General features: G+C 33.8%; 16 protein-coding genes. 8 read left to right on the top strand and 8 right to left on the bottom strand.

From position 1 onward, the window contains the following. The first annotated feature begins 9 nt into the window (after nt 1-9). Nucleotides 10-1,200 (top strand): Pycsar system effector family protein, encoded by a 1,191-nt coding sequence (locus tag AP058_RS07265; protein WP_066308570.1) that lies wholly within the window; start codon nt 10-12, stop codon nt 1,198-1,200. Here AP058_RS07265 and AP058_RS07260 read toward each other — a convergent pair. The 7 genes from AP058_RS07260 to AP058_RS07235 all read right to left on the bottom strand — a co-directional run bounded on the left by AP058_RS07260 (nt 1,197) and on the right by AP058_RS07235 (nt 8,600). Continuing rightward, nucleotides 1,197-3,563 (bottom strand): GAF domain-containing protein, encoded by a 2,367-nt coding sequence (locus tag AP058_RS07260; RefSeq protein ID WP_066308568.1) that lies wholly within the window; start codon nt 3,561-3,563, stop codon nt 1,197-1,199. The genes AP058_RS07265 and AP058_RS07260 overlap by 4 nt on opposite strands. Nucleotides 3,564-3,747: 184 nt before the next feature. Next, nucleotides 3,748-5,052 carry a four helix bundle protein gene (locus tag AP058_RS07255; RefSeq protein WP_255357081.1) on the bottom strand — a complete coding sequence of 435 codons (1,305 nt, stop codon included), beginning with the start codon at nt 5,050-5,052 and terminating at the stop codon, nt 3,748-3,750. Beyond that, entirely contained in the window at nt 5,027-5,098 is a 72-nt protein-coding gene (locus tag AP058_RS17210; protein ID WP_255357084.1) for a hypothetical protein, read from the bottom strand. The genes AP058_RS07255 and AP058_RS17210 overlap by 26 nt, the downstream gene beginning before the upstream one ends. A 218-nt stretch (nt 5,099-5,316) precedes the next feature. Beyond that, the gene (locus AP058_RS07250) at nt 5,317-5,859 is read right to left on the bottom strand and encodes a hypothetical protein (protein WP_066308565.1); all 543 of its coding nucleotides are present in this window, start codon (nt 5,857-5,859) and stop codon (nt 5,317-5,319) included. 106 nt (nt 5,860-5,965) lie between these two features. Then, nucleotides 5,966-6,565, bottom strand: a complete 600-nt coding sequence (locus AP058_RS07245) for an HPP family protein (RefSeq protein ID WP_066308562.1) — start codon at nt 6,563-6,565, stop codon at nt 5,966-5,968. A 6-nt stretch (nt 6,566-6,571) separates the two neighbouring features. Continuing rightward, nucleotides 6,572-7,855: a chloride channel protein gene (locus AP058_RS07240; protein ID WP_082706602.1), complete on the bottom strand. Its 1,284-nt coding sequence runs from the start codon at nt 7,853-7,855 to the stop codon at nt 6,572-6,574. Between the two features lie 184 nt (nt 7,856-8,039). Further along, nucleotides 8,040-8,600: a sugar O-acetyltransferase gene (locus AP058_RS07235; protein ID WP_066308560.1), complete on the bottom strand. Its 561-nt coding sequence runs from the start codon at nt 8,598-8,600 to the stop codon at nt 8,040-8,042. A gap of 125 nt (nt 8,601-8,725) precedes the next feature. Here AP058_RS07235 and AP058_RS07230 point away from each other — a divergent pair, with 125 nt between their 5' ends. The 7 genes from AP058_RS07230 to AP058_RS07200 all read left to right on the top strand — a co-directional run bounded on the left by AP058_RS07230 (nt 8,726) and on the right by AP058_RS07200 (nt 16,738). Beyond that, nucleotides 8,726-10,915 (top strand): TonB-dependent receptor, encoded by a 2,190-nt coding sequence (locus AP058_RS07230; protein ID WP_066308557.1) that lies wholly within the window; start codon nt 8,726-8,728, stop codon nt 10,913-10,915. A 174-nt stretch (nt 10,916-11,089) separates the two neighbouring features. Further along, a complete protein-coding gene (locus AP058_RS07225; RefSeq protein WP_066308552.1) occupies nt 11,090-13,000 on the top strand; it encodes a S9 family peptidase in 1,911 nt (636 codons plus the stop codon). A gap of 280 nt (nt 13,001-13,280) precedes the next feature. After that, nucleotides 13,281-13,904 carry a hypothetical protein gene (locus tag AP058_RS07220; protein ID WP_066308549.1) on the top strand — a complete coding sequence of 208 codons (624 nt, stop codon included), beginning with the start codon at nt 13,281-13,283 and terminating at the stop codon, nt 13,902-13,904. A gap of 9 nt (nt 13,905-13,913) precedes the next feature. Continuing rightward, on the top strand, nt 13,914-15,269 hold the full coding sequence (locus AP058_RS07215) for a 2TM domain-containing protein (protein ID WP_066308547.1): 1,356 nt from the start codon (nt 13,914-13,916) through the stop codon (nt 15,267-15,269). Between the two features lie 2 nt (nt 15,270-15,271). Then, nucleotides 15,272-15,571, top strand: coding sequence for a 2TM domain-containing protein (locus AP058_RS07210; protein ID WP_066308542.1), 300 nt, complete (start codon nt 15,272-15,274; stop codon nt 15,569-15,571). 18 nt (nt 15,572-15,589) lie between these two features. Beyond that, nucleotides 15,590-15,940, top strand: a complete 351-nt coding sequence (locus AP058_RS07205; RefSeq protein WP_066308539.1) for a 2TM domain-containing protein — start codon at nt 15,590-15,592, stop codon at nt 15,938-15,940. A 30-nt stretch (nt 15,941-15,970) separates the two neighbouring features. After that, nucleotides 15,971-16,738: a LytTR family DNA-binding domain-containing protein gene (locus tag AP058_RS07200; RefSeq protein WP_066308536.1), complete on the top strand. Its 768-nt coding sequence runs from the start codon at nt 15,971-15,973 to the stop codon at nt 16,736-16,738. On the opposite strand, the gene AP058_RS07195 is transcribed toward AP058_RS07200, so the two are convergent. Further along, complete coding sequence (locus AP058_RS07195; RefSeq protein WP_066308529.1) at nt 16,739-17,764, bottom strand: COX15/CtaA family protein; 1,026 nt, start codon at nt 17,762-17,764, stop codon at nt 16,739-16,741. It abuts the gene before it with no gap. Nucleotides 17,765-17,807: the final 43 nt, after the last annotated feature.

Raw genomic sequence — 17,807 nt, 5'->3', positions numbered from 1 at the left:
AAATAATTTATGAGTCTAGTACAAGAATCCCGAAATTTTGTTAGTAGTTTAATCAAAGATAAACTTTCTAACTCATATTCTTACCATAATTTTAACCATACAGAGGCAGTTGTTGCTGCTGTCACAGAGCTTTGTGACAACGAAAACAGTAGCGAAATTGAGAAAGAATTGCTTCTAGTTGCTGCTTGGTTTCACGATACCGGATATGTGAAAAATTTCGAAAACCATGAGCAAGAAAGTGTTGCAATTGCTACTGAATTTTTGCAACAACACAATCAAAGTGAATCTTATATTGCACAAGTTTCTAGTTTAATATTAGCAACAGATAAGTTTTATCAGCCTAAAAATCATTTGGAGCAGATTATAAAAGACGCTGACTATATTCATTTAATTACAGACGAATATTTTTCAAGCTGTGAAAAACTACGAAGTGAGTGGGAGCAAACCGAAAATAAAACATTTACTAATATTGATTGGAATAAAGAGAACATCGATTTTTTAAGTAATAAGCACCAGTTTTATTCAGACTATGCAAAACGTGTTTGGCAACCGCTGAAAGAAAAGAATATTCAAAAATTAAAGGAAAAATTAAGGCAACTAGCACTCGTAATGGATTTGGATACCACCGAAGATATAGTCAAGAAAAAAAAGAAAAAAAGTGAGCGACCAGAAAGAGGAGTTGATACTGTTTTTCGTGTAACGCTTGGAAATCACACGCGCTTGAGTGGCATTGCAGACAGCAAGGCGAATATTTTATTATCAGTAAATGCAATTATTATCTCAATTGCTTTATCAACCTTAATACCAAAATTAGACAGTGCGAGAAATGCACACTTGGTAATTCCGACTTTTATAATGCTAATGTCTAGTGTTGTTACTATAATTTTCGCCATACTTTCTACTCGACCAAAAGTGACGAAAGGTGTTTTTAGCCGAGCTGATATTGAAGGTAAAAAGGTCAATTTACTTTTCTTTGGTAATTTTTATAAAATGCCAATAGAAGAGTACGAATGGGCGATGAACGAAATGCTTAAAGACAGGGATTATTTGTACTCTACCATGATCAAAGACTTGTATTATTTAGGACTCGTTCTCGAAAAGAAATACCGTTTATTGCGCATTGCTTATAATCTTTTTATGATCGGAATCATCATTTCGGTTATTGCCTTTGTTGTCGCTTTTAGAGTGATGAGCGTCTAGTTTAATTCATTGAGTAAATCTTGATAACTTACTTTTTGAAGTGGTGTTTTTTGGTTATTTTTTACCTTTACACGAATTCCTTTTAAACCAGAAACACCTTGTAAGTCTTCAATTTCGAATTTTTCAATTGCACTTTCTAGTATATTCTTGAATTGTAAATATTTGATGTATTTTAAATATTCAACTTCTTCTTGCGTGTGTGAATACACAATTGTTATTTTTTCTTTTTCGGTAATGCGGTCTAAAGTTCCTTTTATATTGGCCTTGTCAATTCGTTTTTTTACAACTTCGTAACGCGCATTGTATGTTCCATCAACATCAAAACGTTTTTCGTCCATTCGAAAACGAATCGAAATAGGCGAACTGAAAACCAAAATCAAAGAGGTTACATCTAATTCGTACGGAAGAGACGATTTTAAATAATGGTGTTCCAATTCCATTTCACATAAAGTCTGCAGTTGCCACAATCTTAAGTTGTGCAAGTACATAATATCAAAAGGTTTGTTGGGTGCAATACTGGCTCCGATATATAAATTATGTTCCACGCCATCAGTCTTAAAACGCTCGTAGTAATGAGGATAAAGTTGCTGCGCTTTCATTTGCTTTTGATCTAAAATATTAGCTAGCTTTTTATTGATAATTGACATGGCGTTGTCAAATTTTTTGCGTTCGTGGTAAAACATCCCCGATTTTTCGTCTAACTTTTCAAAATACAGTTTCTCAAGTTTTTGTGTTGCTATACTGCTCTTAGGATTGCGTAATAACGGATGAATTTCAGTTTCAATATACCGTTGAATTTGTTGTTCGGTATCTGCTCTCAAAGGTTGTTTGAGCTCCTCAAGTTGCGATTGTAGTTCGAATTTACGTTGCTCTAACAGCATCAAATTACTGCTTTGGTTTTCGGTGTTAACGATTTGTACCAGTATTGAGAGTTGTTTTATTAAATCTTCTTTTACGGTTTCGTTTCTGAAATTTGACGAGCTTTTAACATCAATTTGCCCAAAAAGAGGATACACTTCTTTAAAAACAATTTCTTTAAAAATATAATCTTTGGTGCGATTTATAGTTTCAAAATACTTTTCAGATTCCAGTTTAAATTTCCAGTAGACGCTTGGGTGAATGGTCGTGTATTCTCTTTGAATTATCGCTTCAATTTGATGCTCTTTGTCATTATTGTAGCGCTCAATAGTATCTATTAAATACGGTAGTACTAAATCTAGTTTTGTAGCGTTAATTGAATTTAGTTCTCTCGCTTTTCCTGAAACTAACTCAACAATTCCTAGTAATTTGCCTTCCTTTACAATAGGAGCAAAAACGCAACTTTTAATGTTTTGCGCTAGTAAATGCGCCGCCAATTTCTCGAAACCTGCTATACTTGCCATAGTTTCGACGTTGGAGATTGTAAAAGCTTCTTTGTTTTCAAGTAAATTTTTAAAGGAACAAGCGAAAAACGCACTTTTGCAATCGAGTTCTTGATTGTCAAGAATTAGAAAACTTTTCATTTCGGAGTTGTACTGACTTGGTCGAATAAATTTTTCTTCGTCGGCTCTGTAAATTGCAAAACCAATGCGCAAATCTTTAATTTTAAAAATGGATCTAAAGATGTTCTCAACTACTCCGCCTTTAGCAATATCCTTAGTGTTGTCTTTTAGTAAATTTGTTTTAAGAGTTGAAATCGCGTTTTCTGTCGTTGCATCAAATAAGCTTACAATTCCGAAACCTTTAAGAATCCAACTTCCTTTAGGAAATTTCTCTTTCCATAAATCAATGTTTTTGTAATTATCAATAAGTAGATCAATATCTTCTTGCGTTAACGCAATAGCATTTTCGGTGGGAATTATTTCTAGAAAATCAGCGTTGTATAAAATACGATAATGATGCAGCACGCCATCTCGATCTGGAATATCGGAAAAGAATGGACGAATGAAATCGACATTTTGCTTGTAGTAGCTCTTTAAAATTAGGCAACAACTGTTAATGTAAAATTGATGATCGTCAAAATCTCTAATGACCATTTCAAAAGCAGATCCGGCGTCGGCAATTATCTTTTTAAATCTCTCGGTGTAATTGAAAGTGAAATTTTGATACGGAATAGTAACTGCCTTAATTTCATTGTTAGTTAATGCAGTTGGAAATAAATCGGCCAATAAATGGTCAATTAAAACTTCATTTTTTTTAATGTCGTCGTAGTTCTGCATTCCAGTTTGTAATTCTGGAGCAGTAGCAATTTCTTTTAAAAGAGACTTCGCATAAGTGGCACGGTAGGAAACATCAGAGACAGCAATATTTTCTAAAGTTTCAATTGCTTTTTGAAAAGAAATTATGGTTTGAAAAGGACTTTCATTAAAAAAACTATAATTCATAACATGAAGTATTAGAATACAAAACTACTCAATAAGTGTCTTATTTGTATGCTGTTTTAAATAAAAGTCTCGCTTTATACTAGCTTTTTTGAAGTTCTGCACGTAGTAAAAATAAAAAATCCTCAACAAGATGTTGAGGATTTTTAGCGTAAAAGTAAATTGAAAATTATAACTAATACTATTTTTAACTTTTTTGTTCTTTATTGAAATATACTAAATAATAATACATTTGCTTTTCTTCGTCCCATCCTTTTTCAACATATTTTTCAGCACTTTCGGGATTTATAAAATCCATTTTGATCTGTATGTTTGTATCTAAGCTGATCACGTTTTTAATTGACTTGCGGGCATCAGAAACTGCCGCATTGGCAATCGGAAACGAAGTTACGTCTTCTATACTATATTTCTCTCCTTTATCTATTTTATAATTCTTAAATTCTGGAATTAAGTCGGGATTATCTAAAACTTCGTTTAAGAAATTGGTTTCGTCGAACTGATCATTTTTGGCAAAATAATTTACCGAACGGTTCATAAACATCACTTCTTCCTTTTTATCTTCTGCCGGTAAAACTACATCTTTTGCAAATCCCTGGCAAAATTTAATGTATTTTTTGGTGATAAAATTCTCGTCTTCAAACGCATCTACAGACAAGAAATGCTCCAGCCAATAACGTGCATCGTAACGATTACTGTCGACAGTTAAGATTTTGTAACCTTCTTCTTTTTTGTAATTAAAAATCAAACAACCTTTATCCAATTTACTCAAATTGATTCCGTGTTGTAAAATCATTTCTAAATTGCTACCGTTTTCTTCAAATTGTAAAAAGTCAGCTTGCAACTCACTTTTAAAAATTCCGATGGCATCAACTACATTGTTATCAATACTTAAATTGGTCAGGTAAGCCACATAAACTTCTCCATTTTTAATGTGCGGATGACTGGACTGCTCGTATAAATGCTCGGTGATTTTTTTTGAAATACTATGTAAATTGGTAGGATTATCAAAAATCTCTGAAGCAAATTTATACATGTCGTTGTAATCTAAATCTACTTCATGTGCAAACTGATAGTAGTTTTCTTCTTTTTCTCTAAAAGGCTTAAAAAAATACTCTTTAACTAGAGGAGCAATTTCATCGTTTAAGTTGAAAGTCTGCTCTGATAAAAAGATAGCTTCATTTCTGCTTTTATTCCCTACTCGGTGAATAGCCAGCGTTTCGATGTGAGTGTTGAAAAGGTTGATCATTTTTTTTTTAAGGTTTAGAGTGGCAGAGGTTAAAAGAACAAAAAGGTTTACATTCGTTCTCTTGACTTTTCGAATAAATGCACCAAGCATTCGTTCGATTTCCCTGCTTTCTTCATTTATTTTATTAAATTGATTTTCGTTTATATATTTTAAATTGAATGAAATTTCAAGTTGAGATTGGACTTTAAATAGTAAGGAAATAGAGATATTTAAAAATTTACTAATCATTATTCCCATCTCTGCCATAACCTTCTGTAATATCGCTCAGAATGGATATAGAACTTCTTCTTATTTGTGATCTGAACCCATAAATTTTTTCTATAGGAAATAAAGTGATTAGTTCATAAGATCATAGATTTTTGCGAGATCAAAAGATTTCTAAAAGTACTGCAATTTATATTTTGAAAAAGTAAATATAAAAAACAAGAATAGTAGTACAGTTTGAAAACGCAAGATTTTAACTTACATCTTTTACTCTTTCTCTCTTAGAACCTTTGAACCTAAAAAAAATTAATTCCAATTCTCTTCAAATCCAAAATCTTCGAAGCTATCGTCACCGCTAAACATATCCAAATCATCTTCGTCTAAGTCATCTTCAAATTCACCGTAAATATCGTTGTGCATATCATCGGCTTCAAAGTTTTTTTCTCCCGATTCAGCTGGCATTTCTCCGTGAGAGAAAAGTGTTTCTGGGTACGTATTTCCAACAACTTGTTCTTCAATTGCTGCCAATTCTACCAAAAATGTCCACATATTGATAAAGTCGTACACGTAAATAATCTTTGTGTTTTGGTCGTCAAGTAAGTCTTCCAAAACATAATCACTCATGATTTTTTGCTCTCCAATAACATCTCCTGTATCAAATAACGAAATTTCCTCTTCCTGATTCCACGTCTCATCGCAAGTATAAAAAGAACCAACTTCCATTCCGTCAAATCCGAAAGAATTGAAAATGGCATTATGCAAATCCTCTAAAGTGTCCTCTTTTAGAATAGCAATATCTCTAAAAATGTCTTCTTCTGCGTCTAAGATTACTCTAAATTTATAAACCATAATCGTTATTTTTATGAAAGTTCAAAGGTACATTTAATCCTTTTTAAACCCAATGACAAAATAATTTTTTTATCAAAAAAAATACTTCTAGCTGATACTGAGTCGTCTATTTTTGAGCCAATCTTTTTCTGATTCTGTGGTAATGTTTATGGTAGGTACTGTGACTTGGATAGACTCTGCTAGTGGTCATATTATTAAACACCAAGGCAACTAGAAATAAAACGATTACACCAATTAAGATAGGAGAAACCAAATACCAGTAACCCAAATCTTTAATCTGATCGCCGCCAACAACAGCAATTAAGGCCGTTGCGCCACCTGGAGGATGTAATGTTTTAGTAATTTGCATAAGAACAATTGCTAAAGAGACTGATAAGGCTGCCGCGATCCACATAATGTCTGGAAGGAGTAAATTAACGGTTACGCCAATAAAACCAGAAACCAAATGGCCGCCAATAAGATTGCGCGGTTGCGAAAACGGACTGTGAATAATGCCGTAAACCAACACGCTAGATGCGCCAAACGAAGCAATTAAGAAAACAGCATCTGTGCCGGTAAAGTGCTTGTTTTGCATATAGGCTAAAATTCCGATACCGACAAAAGAACCCAAAAAGGACCAAAATTGTTCTTTGTAATCAATTAATGTCTCTTTATAAAGAATGTAGCGAGTTTTGCGATACCCACGCTTTATTTTAGGAGTTGGCATAAGTTTTTAGTTTGAAAGCTTTGGTAAAAAGGTATAGACAGTATTAGGATAAATCATTTTTGCTGTATATTTTGAAATGAGGCAAACAGCAAGAATTGGAAAAAATAAAGTGTAATTATTGGTTAATCCACATACTAAAAAGATAGATGTAAATGGCGCATGTATGCTAGCACTTAATACAGCAGCCATTCCAATAACCATAAAATTTAACGGAATAACTTGAGTGTTAAAGTAGGTATTTAAAACAGAGGCTAATAGCAAACCTAAAAACGCTCCAATAAATAAACTAGGAGCAAAAACGCCACCGTCACCACCAGAGGCTAATGTAATCGAAGTAACTATTGGTTTTAAAAGTATAATTCCGATAAAAGTCATAGCCAAAGTTATGGTAAGCGGAATTTCAGTATGGCTTGTTCCAACAAGCGTTTTTATGGCATGATATCCTTCGCCGTATAATTGTGGGAAAATGAAAAATGAAATACTTAGCACGGCAGATCCAATAATAATTTTATAATAATGAACTTCTATTTTAGCAAATTTCGCTTTAAAGAACATCACGCATTTAGTTAAATAAACTGAATTAATTCCAGCTAGTATTCCTAATAAAATAAAGTACGGAATTGCTCTTACATGCCAAGTCGTTATCGATACGGCAAACAAAGGCTCTTCTTTTAAAATAGCCAATAATGCATAAGCAATACCCACTGCTACTAAATTGGTCAGTATAAAGGCACGGCTCATTTTCTTTGAAATGACTTCGAAAGAAAATAAAATTCCGGCTAACGGACTACTAAATAAAGCAGTGATTCCCGCTGCGACTCCAGCGCAAATAAGCTCTGTTTTATATTGACGAAATAAATTGTGTTTTTGTTGTGCTACCGATCCAATTGTTGCTGCTGCCACAACGGTAGATACTTCAATTCCGGTAGAACCACCGAATATAACTGTAAATAATCCGTTGATAGAATGGGATGGAATTTTATAAGAAGGTAAATTTTTATTCTTGCTTTGTGTACTTTCAAAAACTTCCTTAATTCCTTTATTCTCTTTTTCTTTGAACATGTACAGTCGTAAAAAGTAAATTATCGACAGACCGAATACCGGAAAAATAATGTAAAAAATTGGATTTACGTTGGCATGGTGGAAGAAGATTTCTTCGTAATATTCTGTTAGTTTCTTTAAAGTTATGCCTAAGAAAGCAGATAGAAAACCAATCAACACCGAAACAATTATTAATTTTTGAGCTTTGATTAATTGATGATTTTTTTTGATTTGCGCCGTTTTATTCATCAGAAAATTTAGTTAATAACCGCGTAAATAGTATCGCGGTTTGCAAATTTAAGGAATACTTACTGATAAATCCTATAATTAACGCACTTTAAGAAAACGTATTTAAAATAATTATTCCAAATTTAAATCGAATATTATAGGGTGAACTACCGTCATTAAAGTGAATTTAGTTGGAAATAAAAGATCAATCTTGGTTCAATTTCCGAATGACTTTTGCAGGATTACCGACAGCTAAAGAATGGTCGGGAATATCTTTGGTCACCACCGAACCCGCTCCGATAACACAACCTTTACCAATAGTTACGCCCGGACAAATAACCGAGTTGCCACCAATCCAGCAATCATCACCAATTGTTACGGGTAAAGCATTTTCTAAACTTCGTCTTAATTCAGCGTCAAGTGGATGAGAAGCGGTGTAAATTTGAACATTGGGAGCAATAAAGACATTGTTTCCTAAAGTAACAGGAGCGCAGTCTAAGACCACACAATTAACGTTAAAATATACGTTTTCGCCACAAGAGATATTGTATCCGTAATCACAATGAAAAGGAGGTTCAATATAAAAGTTAGCGCCCACATTCGGAACCAATTCGGCTAAAATTTCTTTGGCTTTTTTGGTCATTCTATATTCGATAACATTCAATCGATGCAGTAAAAGTTTGGCACGACGACGGTCTTTTACCAAAATAGCATCACCTGCTAAGTAATAATCGCCCGCAATCATTTTTTCTTTTTCTGATTTCATAAAGTTCCTTTTCAGTCAAGTAAAAGTAAACATTTACAGTTCATCCTCAAATTTCAGCAGTTGAGTTTTATTAAATTTTATTGTTGATACAATCAAAATACTTTTGATACATCAAAAACAATATAATGGAAACCAAAAGACAATCAAAAAACCCGTTAAATATAGTATGGATCGTTCTATTTTTATTTGGCACCAATTTTTTTTATGGACAGCACACCATTTCTGGTAAAGTTACTGATGAGAAAGGACGCGCTATTGCCGGAGCTAATGTGTATCTCGATGGCACGTATGATGGCGCTTCAACTGAGCAAAATGGAGATTTTTCGTTTGAAACTATAGAGCTAGGAACAAAGACGTTAGTCATTAGTTCTTTGGAATATGAAACACTCGAAGTAGCTGTTGCTGTTAGCAATTGTAAAAATCAAGTATTTAAACTTCGCGAGAATGTCAATTCATTAGATGCGGTCGTTATCACTGCAGGAACGATGGAATCGGGAGATAAAGCAAGAGTTTCTGTTTTAAAACCTTTGGATATTGTGACTACAGCTGGTTCTGTCGGCAATATTATTGCGGCATTACAAACTCTGCCTGGAACTCAAAATGTGGCAGAAGACGGGCGACTTTTTGTTCGCGGAGGAGAAGCCAGTGAGACGCAAACCTACGTAGATGGTATTCGCGTTTCGCAACCGTACGGCGCTTCCGTTCAAAATTTACCTACACGCGGGCGCTTTTCGCCTTTTCTATTTAGCGGAATGTCATTCTCTACAGGTGGTTACTCTGCAGAGTATGGAGAGGCTTTATCGAGTGTTTTGTTGTTAGAAACGCAAGATGAACCCGATCAAAACAAAACGGAACTGGCGGTAATGACCGTAGGCTTAGGTTTAGGAAACACCCAAAAATGGGAAAAAAGCTCCTTAAGTGTAAATGCATCTTACATTAATTTACAACCGTACATTGCATTAGTTCCCCAGAATATAGAATGGAATAAACCGTATCAGTCAATTGCTGGTGCAACTGTATACCGCTATCATTTTACCAATGGAATAGTTAAGTTATACGCTGCTTTTGATAATTCGATTTTAGATATCAATCAGAAAAATGTCAATTTTGCGCAACCAATTCACGTGAGTTTATTAAATAATAACCTGTATATAAACGCATCCTACAAAGGTAATTTTGGTACCGGTTGGCAATTGACTACCGGGTTGAGTTATGGATACAATAAAAATCAGCAGCAATTTAATAATGTAGAGAATGACAATGATGAAAATGCGGCACATTTGAAGTTGAAATTGCGAAAAAATATTTCCAATCGTTTTAAATTGTCTTTTGGTAGCGATTATTTTATAACGCAGTTTTCCGAAGATACTAGTTTTGCAAATTCGTTAGCATTAAAGAATAGGTACAATGCGAATGTTGCCGCTTTTTTTACTGAAGGCGAAGTTTTATTTTCTAAAAAACTAGCGGCAAAAGTTGGTTTTCGAATTTCCAATAACGATCTACTAAACGAAACTACCGTGGCTCCTAGAATTTCAGTAGCATACAAACCATCCAGAAAGGGACAATTTGCTTTGGCTTATGGAGATTTTAGTCAAAGTCCGGTTGCGGAGTATATCAAATATTCCAAATATCATCAATTTGAAAGCGAAAAAGCGCAACATTATATCCTTAATTATCTGTATACCAAACCTGGACAGACCCTTCGTGCAGAAGCCTACTATAAAAAGTACAGCAATTTAGTGCAGTACGACACGCAAGATATTCAGTACAACTCGGGTTTTACTAATAACGGGTCGGGTTATGCCAAAGGTTTGGATTTGTTTTGGAGAGACAGCAATTTGATTAAAAATTTAGAATACTGGATTTCCTATTCTTATATTGATTCTGAACGCAATTATAAAAATTTTCCAACTATGGCAACTCCTAGTTTTATTGCCAATCACAGTGTATCGGTAGTAACCAAATATTTTATAACCGATTGGAAATCGCAAATAGGTTTTACGAATAGTTTTAGTTCGGGTCGTCCGTATAACAACCCGAATGAAGCTCAATTTATGAATGGCAAAACCAAATCATACAATAGCTTGAGTTTCAATTGGGCGTATTTGCTAACGACGCAGAAGATTTTGTATTTCTCTGTTTCTAATATTTTGGGCGCTCAAAATGTTTTTGGCTACGACTATGCTAAAAATCCAGAGGCAAATGGTCTTTATAACCGACAAGCTGTAACACCAACAGCCGATCGTTTTTTCTTTGTTGGATTCTTTTGGACGATCAGCAAAAATAAAAATGACAATCAGTTGAAGAATTTATAGTGGAAAACTAGAGGTTACCGACGTATTTTAAATTTAAATCTTGATGCGTGTTTTTACGTGATTTTTAATTTAACTATCAGTTTTTCAGTTGTTTAAAATTTATTTTTGTAATTTAGTTTAGTTAAAGTAGAAGTTTTATTTCGGCCTTAACGACTAATATTAAAAATTATCAATATGAAAAAGTATGTTGTTATTAGTGCCCTACTGATTTTGAGTGTTGTTTTTTTTCAATCTTTTGAAAAGAAAGAAAAAGAAAGTCTAGCACCATTGCTTGATTTAAAAACGTTTTTTAGAAATGGAGAAAAGACAACTTTTCGGATTTCTCCCGATGGAAATTATTTCAGCTACAGAGCCGATTATAAAGGAAAAATGAATGTATTTGTTCAAAAAGGAAATGACCAAAAAGCAATTCGCGTAACCGAAGATACGCTTAGAAGTATTGGAAGTTATTTTTGGAAAGGAAATCGCATAGTATTTTCACAAGATTTTGGCGGAGATGAAAACTTTCAATTATTCTCTGTAAAACCAGATGGTAGTGATAAAAAAGCATTGACTCCCTTTGCTGGAGTGAGAGCAGTTATTATTGATGATTTAAAAGATGTTAAAGGAAAAAATTCTGAAATGATTGTGGGTTTAAATAAGCGAACTAGAGAATATTTTGATCCCTATTTACTTAATATAGATACTGGAGTACTGACTTTATTATACGATAATAAAGAAAATTACGATGAGTGGATTACCGATAATGAAGGTGTTATACGATTAGCATCTAAAACGGATGGTGTAAATATTACTTGGAATTACAGAAATTCAGCCGCAGAACCTTTTTCTGAACTCCTCACGACTTCCTTTAAAGAAGCTTTTTATCCAAAATCATTTGACAGCCTAAACAAGGATATTTATGCCATGTCTAATATTAACAGAGATAAAATTGTATTGGTTTCCTACGATCCAATTGTTAAGAAAGAGTTGAAAGAAATTTATGGAGTTAAAGATTATGATCTAAGTGATGTTTTTTACGATCGAAAAAAGCAAAAATTAGTTAATGTAACTTGGGAAGAAGCTAAAATGGAAAAACATTTTTTTGATAAAGAATGGAAAGAAATTGATGGTAATCTAAAATCGAAATTTAAAAATTACGAAGTAGAAGTGCTTTCGTATGATGACGCGAGAACAAAAGCTATTGTTTGGATCGGCAACGACCGAACTCCCGGGAAATATTATTTATATGACTTTAAAACAAGAGATTCCAAATTAGCTGCAAATCCATTTCCGTGGATTATAGAAAGTCAGATGAGTTACATGAAGCCTATTACTTACACTGCCAGAGATGGTATGGTTATTCACGGTTATCTAACAATTCCTATTGGCGTCGAACCTAAAAATCTACCATTAGTGGTTAATCCTCATGGAGGTCCGTGGGCAAGAGACAGCTGGGGATTTAACAATGAAGTTCAGTTTTTAGCGAACCGAGGATATGCTGTGTTGCAAATGAATTTTAGAGGAAGCACTGGTTACGGTAAAGATTTCTGGCAGTCGTCGTTTAAACAATGGGGAAAAACAATGCAAGATGACATCACCGATGGAGTAGAATGGATGAAAAAAGAAGGAATTGCAGACAAAGACCGAATTGCCATTTACGGAGGGAGTTACGGCGGCTACGCAACCTTGGCAGGAGTTGCGTTTACACCAGATTTGTATGCAGCCGCAGTAGATTATGTTGGGGTAAGCAATATGTTTAGTTTTATGAATACCATTCCTCCCTATTGGAAACCATACCTTGATCAGTTTCACGAAATGGTTGGTGATCCTGTAAAAGACAGTTTGTTTTTAGCCTCTATTTCTCCAGCTTTACATGCTGATAAAATAAAAACGCCCTTGTTCATCGCACAAGGAGCAAATGATCCAAGAGTTAATAAAGACGAAAGCGATCAGATGGTTGCAGCGCTAAAAAAACAAGGAGTAGAGGTTGAATATATGGTTAAAAAGGATGAAGGTCACGGTTTTCACAATCAAGATAATATGTATGATTTTTATGGTGCTATGGAAACTTTTCTAGGCAAGCACTTAAAAAGTAAAAAGTAAGACGTCACAAGATAAAATGGTGTAATTAGAAACTGCGGATTGACTTAAATAAAAAAGTCAGTCCGTTTTTATTTTATAGAATTTTAAAACAAACAATTCATCCTAAAAATTCAACAGTTGAGTAGTTTTAAATTTTAATTTGAATAATGCTGAAATACATTTGAATTAGAATTGGAGACAGCGGCTTAGATAGAACATTTTTGAGTCGTAACGAAATAAAAGAAAAAAAAGAATGCTATCACTCTTAACCACTATTAATTTAAACCTTAAAAGTAAAATCATGACAAAAATCATCACCGCAATTACGTTATTTGTTTGTAGTTTATTAACCGCGCAAAGCCAGTACGAAACCGGAATGCAAAAAGCATTCGGATTATGGAAAGAAGGAAAAAATACCGAAGCCTCGGCTTTATTTGAAAGAATTGCAGCTGCCGAAAAAACCAATTGGTTGCCTGATTATTATGTAGCTTTAGTAAATACGACAGCGGCTTTTCAAACTACAGATAAAACGCAATTAAATTTATTGTTGAACAAAGCGCAAACAGCTTTAGATATCGAAATGATCAAAGATCAAAATAACGCAGAGTTATACGTAGTGCAGGCAATGATTTATACAGCGTGGATTGTATCTGATCCGATGATAAACGGAATGAAATATTCTGCCAAAGTAATGGAGCAATATGAAAAAGCAGAAGCATTGGCGCCTAACAATCCGAGAGTCGTTTTTGGTAAAGCCGATTTTCAAATGGGTGGAGCCAAATGGACAGGCATAGACACCAAACCTTTATGTGCAGAAGTCGACAAGGCTATTGAACTTTTTGCTACTTTTAAACCAGAAAGTCCTTTTGCTCCTAGTTGGGGTTTAGAAAGAGCTTTGGAAACGCAAAAGAATTGTAAAAAATAAAACAATAGAGTGGAAAATCAAAAAATTAAAACGTTTACAGAATTTAATAAAGGTTTTACTATTTGTTTAAAAATTAGTTTGATTTTTACATTAGTGTTTTCTGTGCTTCAAATGAACTTTGCAGTAAATAGTGTCCTGAATACCTTTATTGTAAGCGCACTTTATTCTTTTGGAATTGGTTTTGGAAACGGAATGATTAACTTATTTCTAGATAAAAAATGGGATTGGCTCGAGCAAACTAATTTGAGAGTTTATTTTGGAATAATAGCTACCATTCTGTATACTATTCCAGTTGTTTTAGGGATTGATTATTTAACTTTTTCAGTTTTTCAAGATTTACCTACTTCTGAATTTTTTAATGACCGAATGGTATGGGTACATCTGTTTTACATTATTTTATCCTTGGGCGTTTCTACGTTTATTCATGCTCGAAGTTTCATGATCAACTGGAAGCAAGCATCGAAGAAAGAGATTATCGAGCACAAAATTTTGGCAGGAACAGCCAATGCAAAATTTGAAAGTCTTAAAAATCAAATTGATCCACATTTTTTATTTAATAGTTTAAATGTGTTGAGTTCATTAATCGAAGAAAATCCAGACAATGCGCAACGATTTACCACTTCTTTATCTACAATTTACCGATATGTTCTGGCACAAAAAGATAAAGAATTGGTGTCGGTAGAAGAGGAATTACGCTTTGCAAAAACGTACATGAATTTATTGAAGATGCGTTTTGAGAACAGTTTGTTTTATGAATTACCATCCGAAGAAATTAGTACTGACGCTAAAGTAGTGCCGCTATCATTGCAATTGTTGTTAGAGAATACCGTAAAACACAATGTAGTTAGCGAGCAAAAGCCGCTACACATTCGAATTTTTATCAAAAATAATTATCTGGTAGTAGAGAACGACTTTCAGAAAAAAGGAGTACTGCAAGAAGGTCAAGGTGTTGGTTTACAAAATATTGTCAACCGCTACGGTATTGTCACAGACCGGAAAGTATTAATTGAAGAGAACGAAAAAATATTTGCAGTTAAAATACCGATCTTAACCAAACAAGTTAAAGTAATGGAAACAGCTGTAACCTATAATGAAAATAGCTCATATTACAGAGCCAAGAAAAGAGTGCGCGAACTGAAAGGTTTTTACGGAAATTTAATTTCGTACTGCTGCGTGATTCCGGTTTTGATCTTTATCAATTTGCGATTTTCACCAGGATTTCAGTGGTTTTGGTTTTCTGCGCTCGGTTGGGGAATTGGATTGTCCTTGCACGCATTCAAGGTTTTTGGATACAGTTCTAAGTGGGAAGAGAGAAAAATTCAGGAAATTTTAAATAGAGAGAATCACAACCAAAATTGGAAGTAATCATGGAAAGAATAGCTACGGAAGAAGAACGCTATGCTAAAGCGCGAAAAAGAGTCCAAGAAATCAAAGGATTTTACAGTCATCTGGCTTCTTTTGCTATGGTTAATTTACTTTTATTAGGAATTAATTTGGCAACTTCACCCAGACATTTATGGTTTTATTGGCCTTTACTATGGTGGGGTTTAGGCCTTGTAATACACGGCTTGAAGACGTTTAATTTTATTCCGTTTTTTGGCAAAGAATGGGAGCAAAGAAAGATAAATGAATATTTAGAAAACGAACAAAAAAATAAATGGCAATAATAGTTAAATCAAGAAATCATGGGAAGATTTAGAAGAAGATTAGAAACATTGCAAGACGAACAAAACAATCCAGATGAACGCTATCAAATGGCATACGAAAGAGTAAAACGCATTAAAGGGTTTTATACCCATCTCTTGGTCTATATTCTTGTAAATGCATTTATTATTATTGCAAATACTAATAGAAATACGATTGGCAGTTCTGAATTTTGGAACTGGGAAACGTTTTCTACTGCTTTATTTTGGGGAATAGGATTAGTTGCACATGGCGTGTCTGTTTTTGGTCACAATATATTTTTTGGTATGGGATGGGAAGAACGTAAAATGAAAGAATTCATGGAAGAAGAATCCAATCAGAAATGGCAGTAATAAAATAACAACCAAAACCAACGTATTTAGATGACAACAATTATTATTGAAGACGAAAAGCCAGCTGCACGTTTGTTGCAACGAAAATTAGGAAAATTAAATGTTGCAGTTTCGGAAATGCTGCATTCTGTTGAAGAAGCAATAGATTGGTTTTCTAATAACGAACATCCCGATTTAATATTTTTAGACATTCAGCTTTCTGACGGACTTTCGTTTGAGATTTTTGAGAAGGTAGACATTCAGAGCGCTATTATTTTTACAACAGCTTATGATGAATACGCCTTAAAAGCATTCAAATTAAATAGTATTGATTACTTATTGAAACCAATTGATGAGGATGATTTAGAAATAGCTATTTCAAAATTTAGAACTAGAATTCCAAAGCCAGCAGTCGAAAATAAAACTCTCGCCATTGATTTTGAAGAAGTAAAAAGAATGCTTTCTAATCCGTTCGAAAAAATATACAAAGAACGATTTACAGTAAAGATAGGACAACATCTTAAAGTAATTCCTGTGGAGGAAATTGAATGTTTGTTTAGCGAAAACAAAGGTACTTACATTCATACCATCGAAAATCGTAATTATTTAGTCGACTCTACTTTAGAAGTTTTAGAACAAGAACTCCATCCCAAACAATTTTTTAGAGTGAGTCGAAAATATCTTATTCCGATGAAAGCCATCAAAGAAATTGTAGTCTACAGTAATTCCCGTTTAAAGATTATGTTACCGACTTACAAAGACGATGAGGTAATTGTAAGTCGGGAAAAAGTTACTGATTTTAAAACTTGGATTGGCTAATTATTTACTCAATCGATGCAAGGTATAAGTCATTGCGCTTAAAAGGAAGAAAGCCATGATTTGGTGAATTAATCCTAAAGCCAATGGAACACGATATAAAAGTGTAAATACACCCAAAATAAATTGTACAAATACAAAAATAACCAAGATTTTTATTCCGCCAAGTTGTGTTTTAGAAAGGTTGTATTTGGTGCTTTTAAAATACAAGAAAAGTATCAATGCGACCACCACATAAGCAAAAGTTCGGTGTACGAATTGAACACCACTTTTGCCTTCTACTAAGTTTAAAAATAGGGTCGGTTGTTCAATAAAAACTGAGTCATGTATCAATTGTCCATCGCTCATTAAAGGCCAATGATTATGCACTAATCCAGCATTTAAACCTGCTACAAAACCACCATATATAATCTGAATTAATAAGAAAATTAAGGTAGCTCTTGCAATATTTCTAAGCGGAATAATTCGCGTCACATTGCGTTCTGGATAAATTAAATCTAACGCTACCCAAAGTGTATAAGCAAAGGTTATAAAAGCAAAAGTAAGGTGTAAGGACAGTCTAAAATGACTCACATCTGGATTATCAATCAAACCGCTACGAACCATAAACCAACCTAAAAATCCTTGAAAACCTCCCATTGCTAGAAGTACCAAACACTTTTTTATAGTTGAGGTATCTAATTTCTTTTTAATTAAAAAGTAAATAAAGGGAATCAAGAAAACTAAACCAATAATACGTCCGATAAAACGGTGAAACCATTCCCAAAAATAAATAAATTGATAATCAGCAAGCTGAAAATCGTTGTGAATATTCACTTTTTGGTATTCGGGAAATTTCTTGTATTCGTCAAATGCCTCTTGCCATTTAGCTTCGCTAAGAGGAGGGAAGGTATCGGTTACCAAATGCCAATCGGTCATCGATAAGCCAGAATTGGTCAAGCGCGTAATTCCGCCTACAACGACCATTATAAACAATAAAAAACAACCTGAAAGTAACCAAATCGTTACTGATTTATTCTCTTTTTTCATTTGATAAGTTGGATTCAATTTAAACGCGGTATTAAGTTTTTAC

Origin of the sequence: Flavobacterium sp. TAB 87, assembly GCF_001529295.1 — a bacterium.
In the GTDB taxonomy this organism is placed as follows: Bacteria; Bacteroidota; Bacteroidia; order Flavobacteriales; family Flavobacteriaceae; genus Flavobacterium.
The sequence above is the reverse complement of the archived record's forward strand: the minus strand, read 5'-3'. Positions and strand labels throughout refer to the sequence as shown.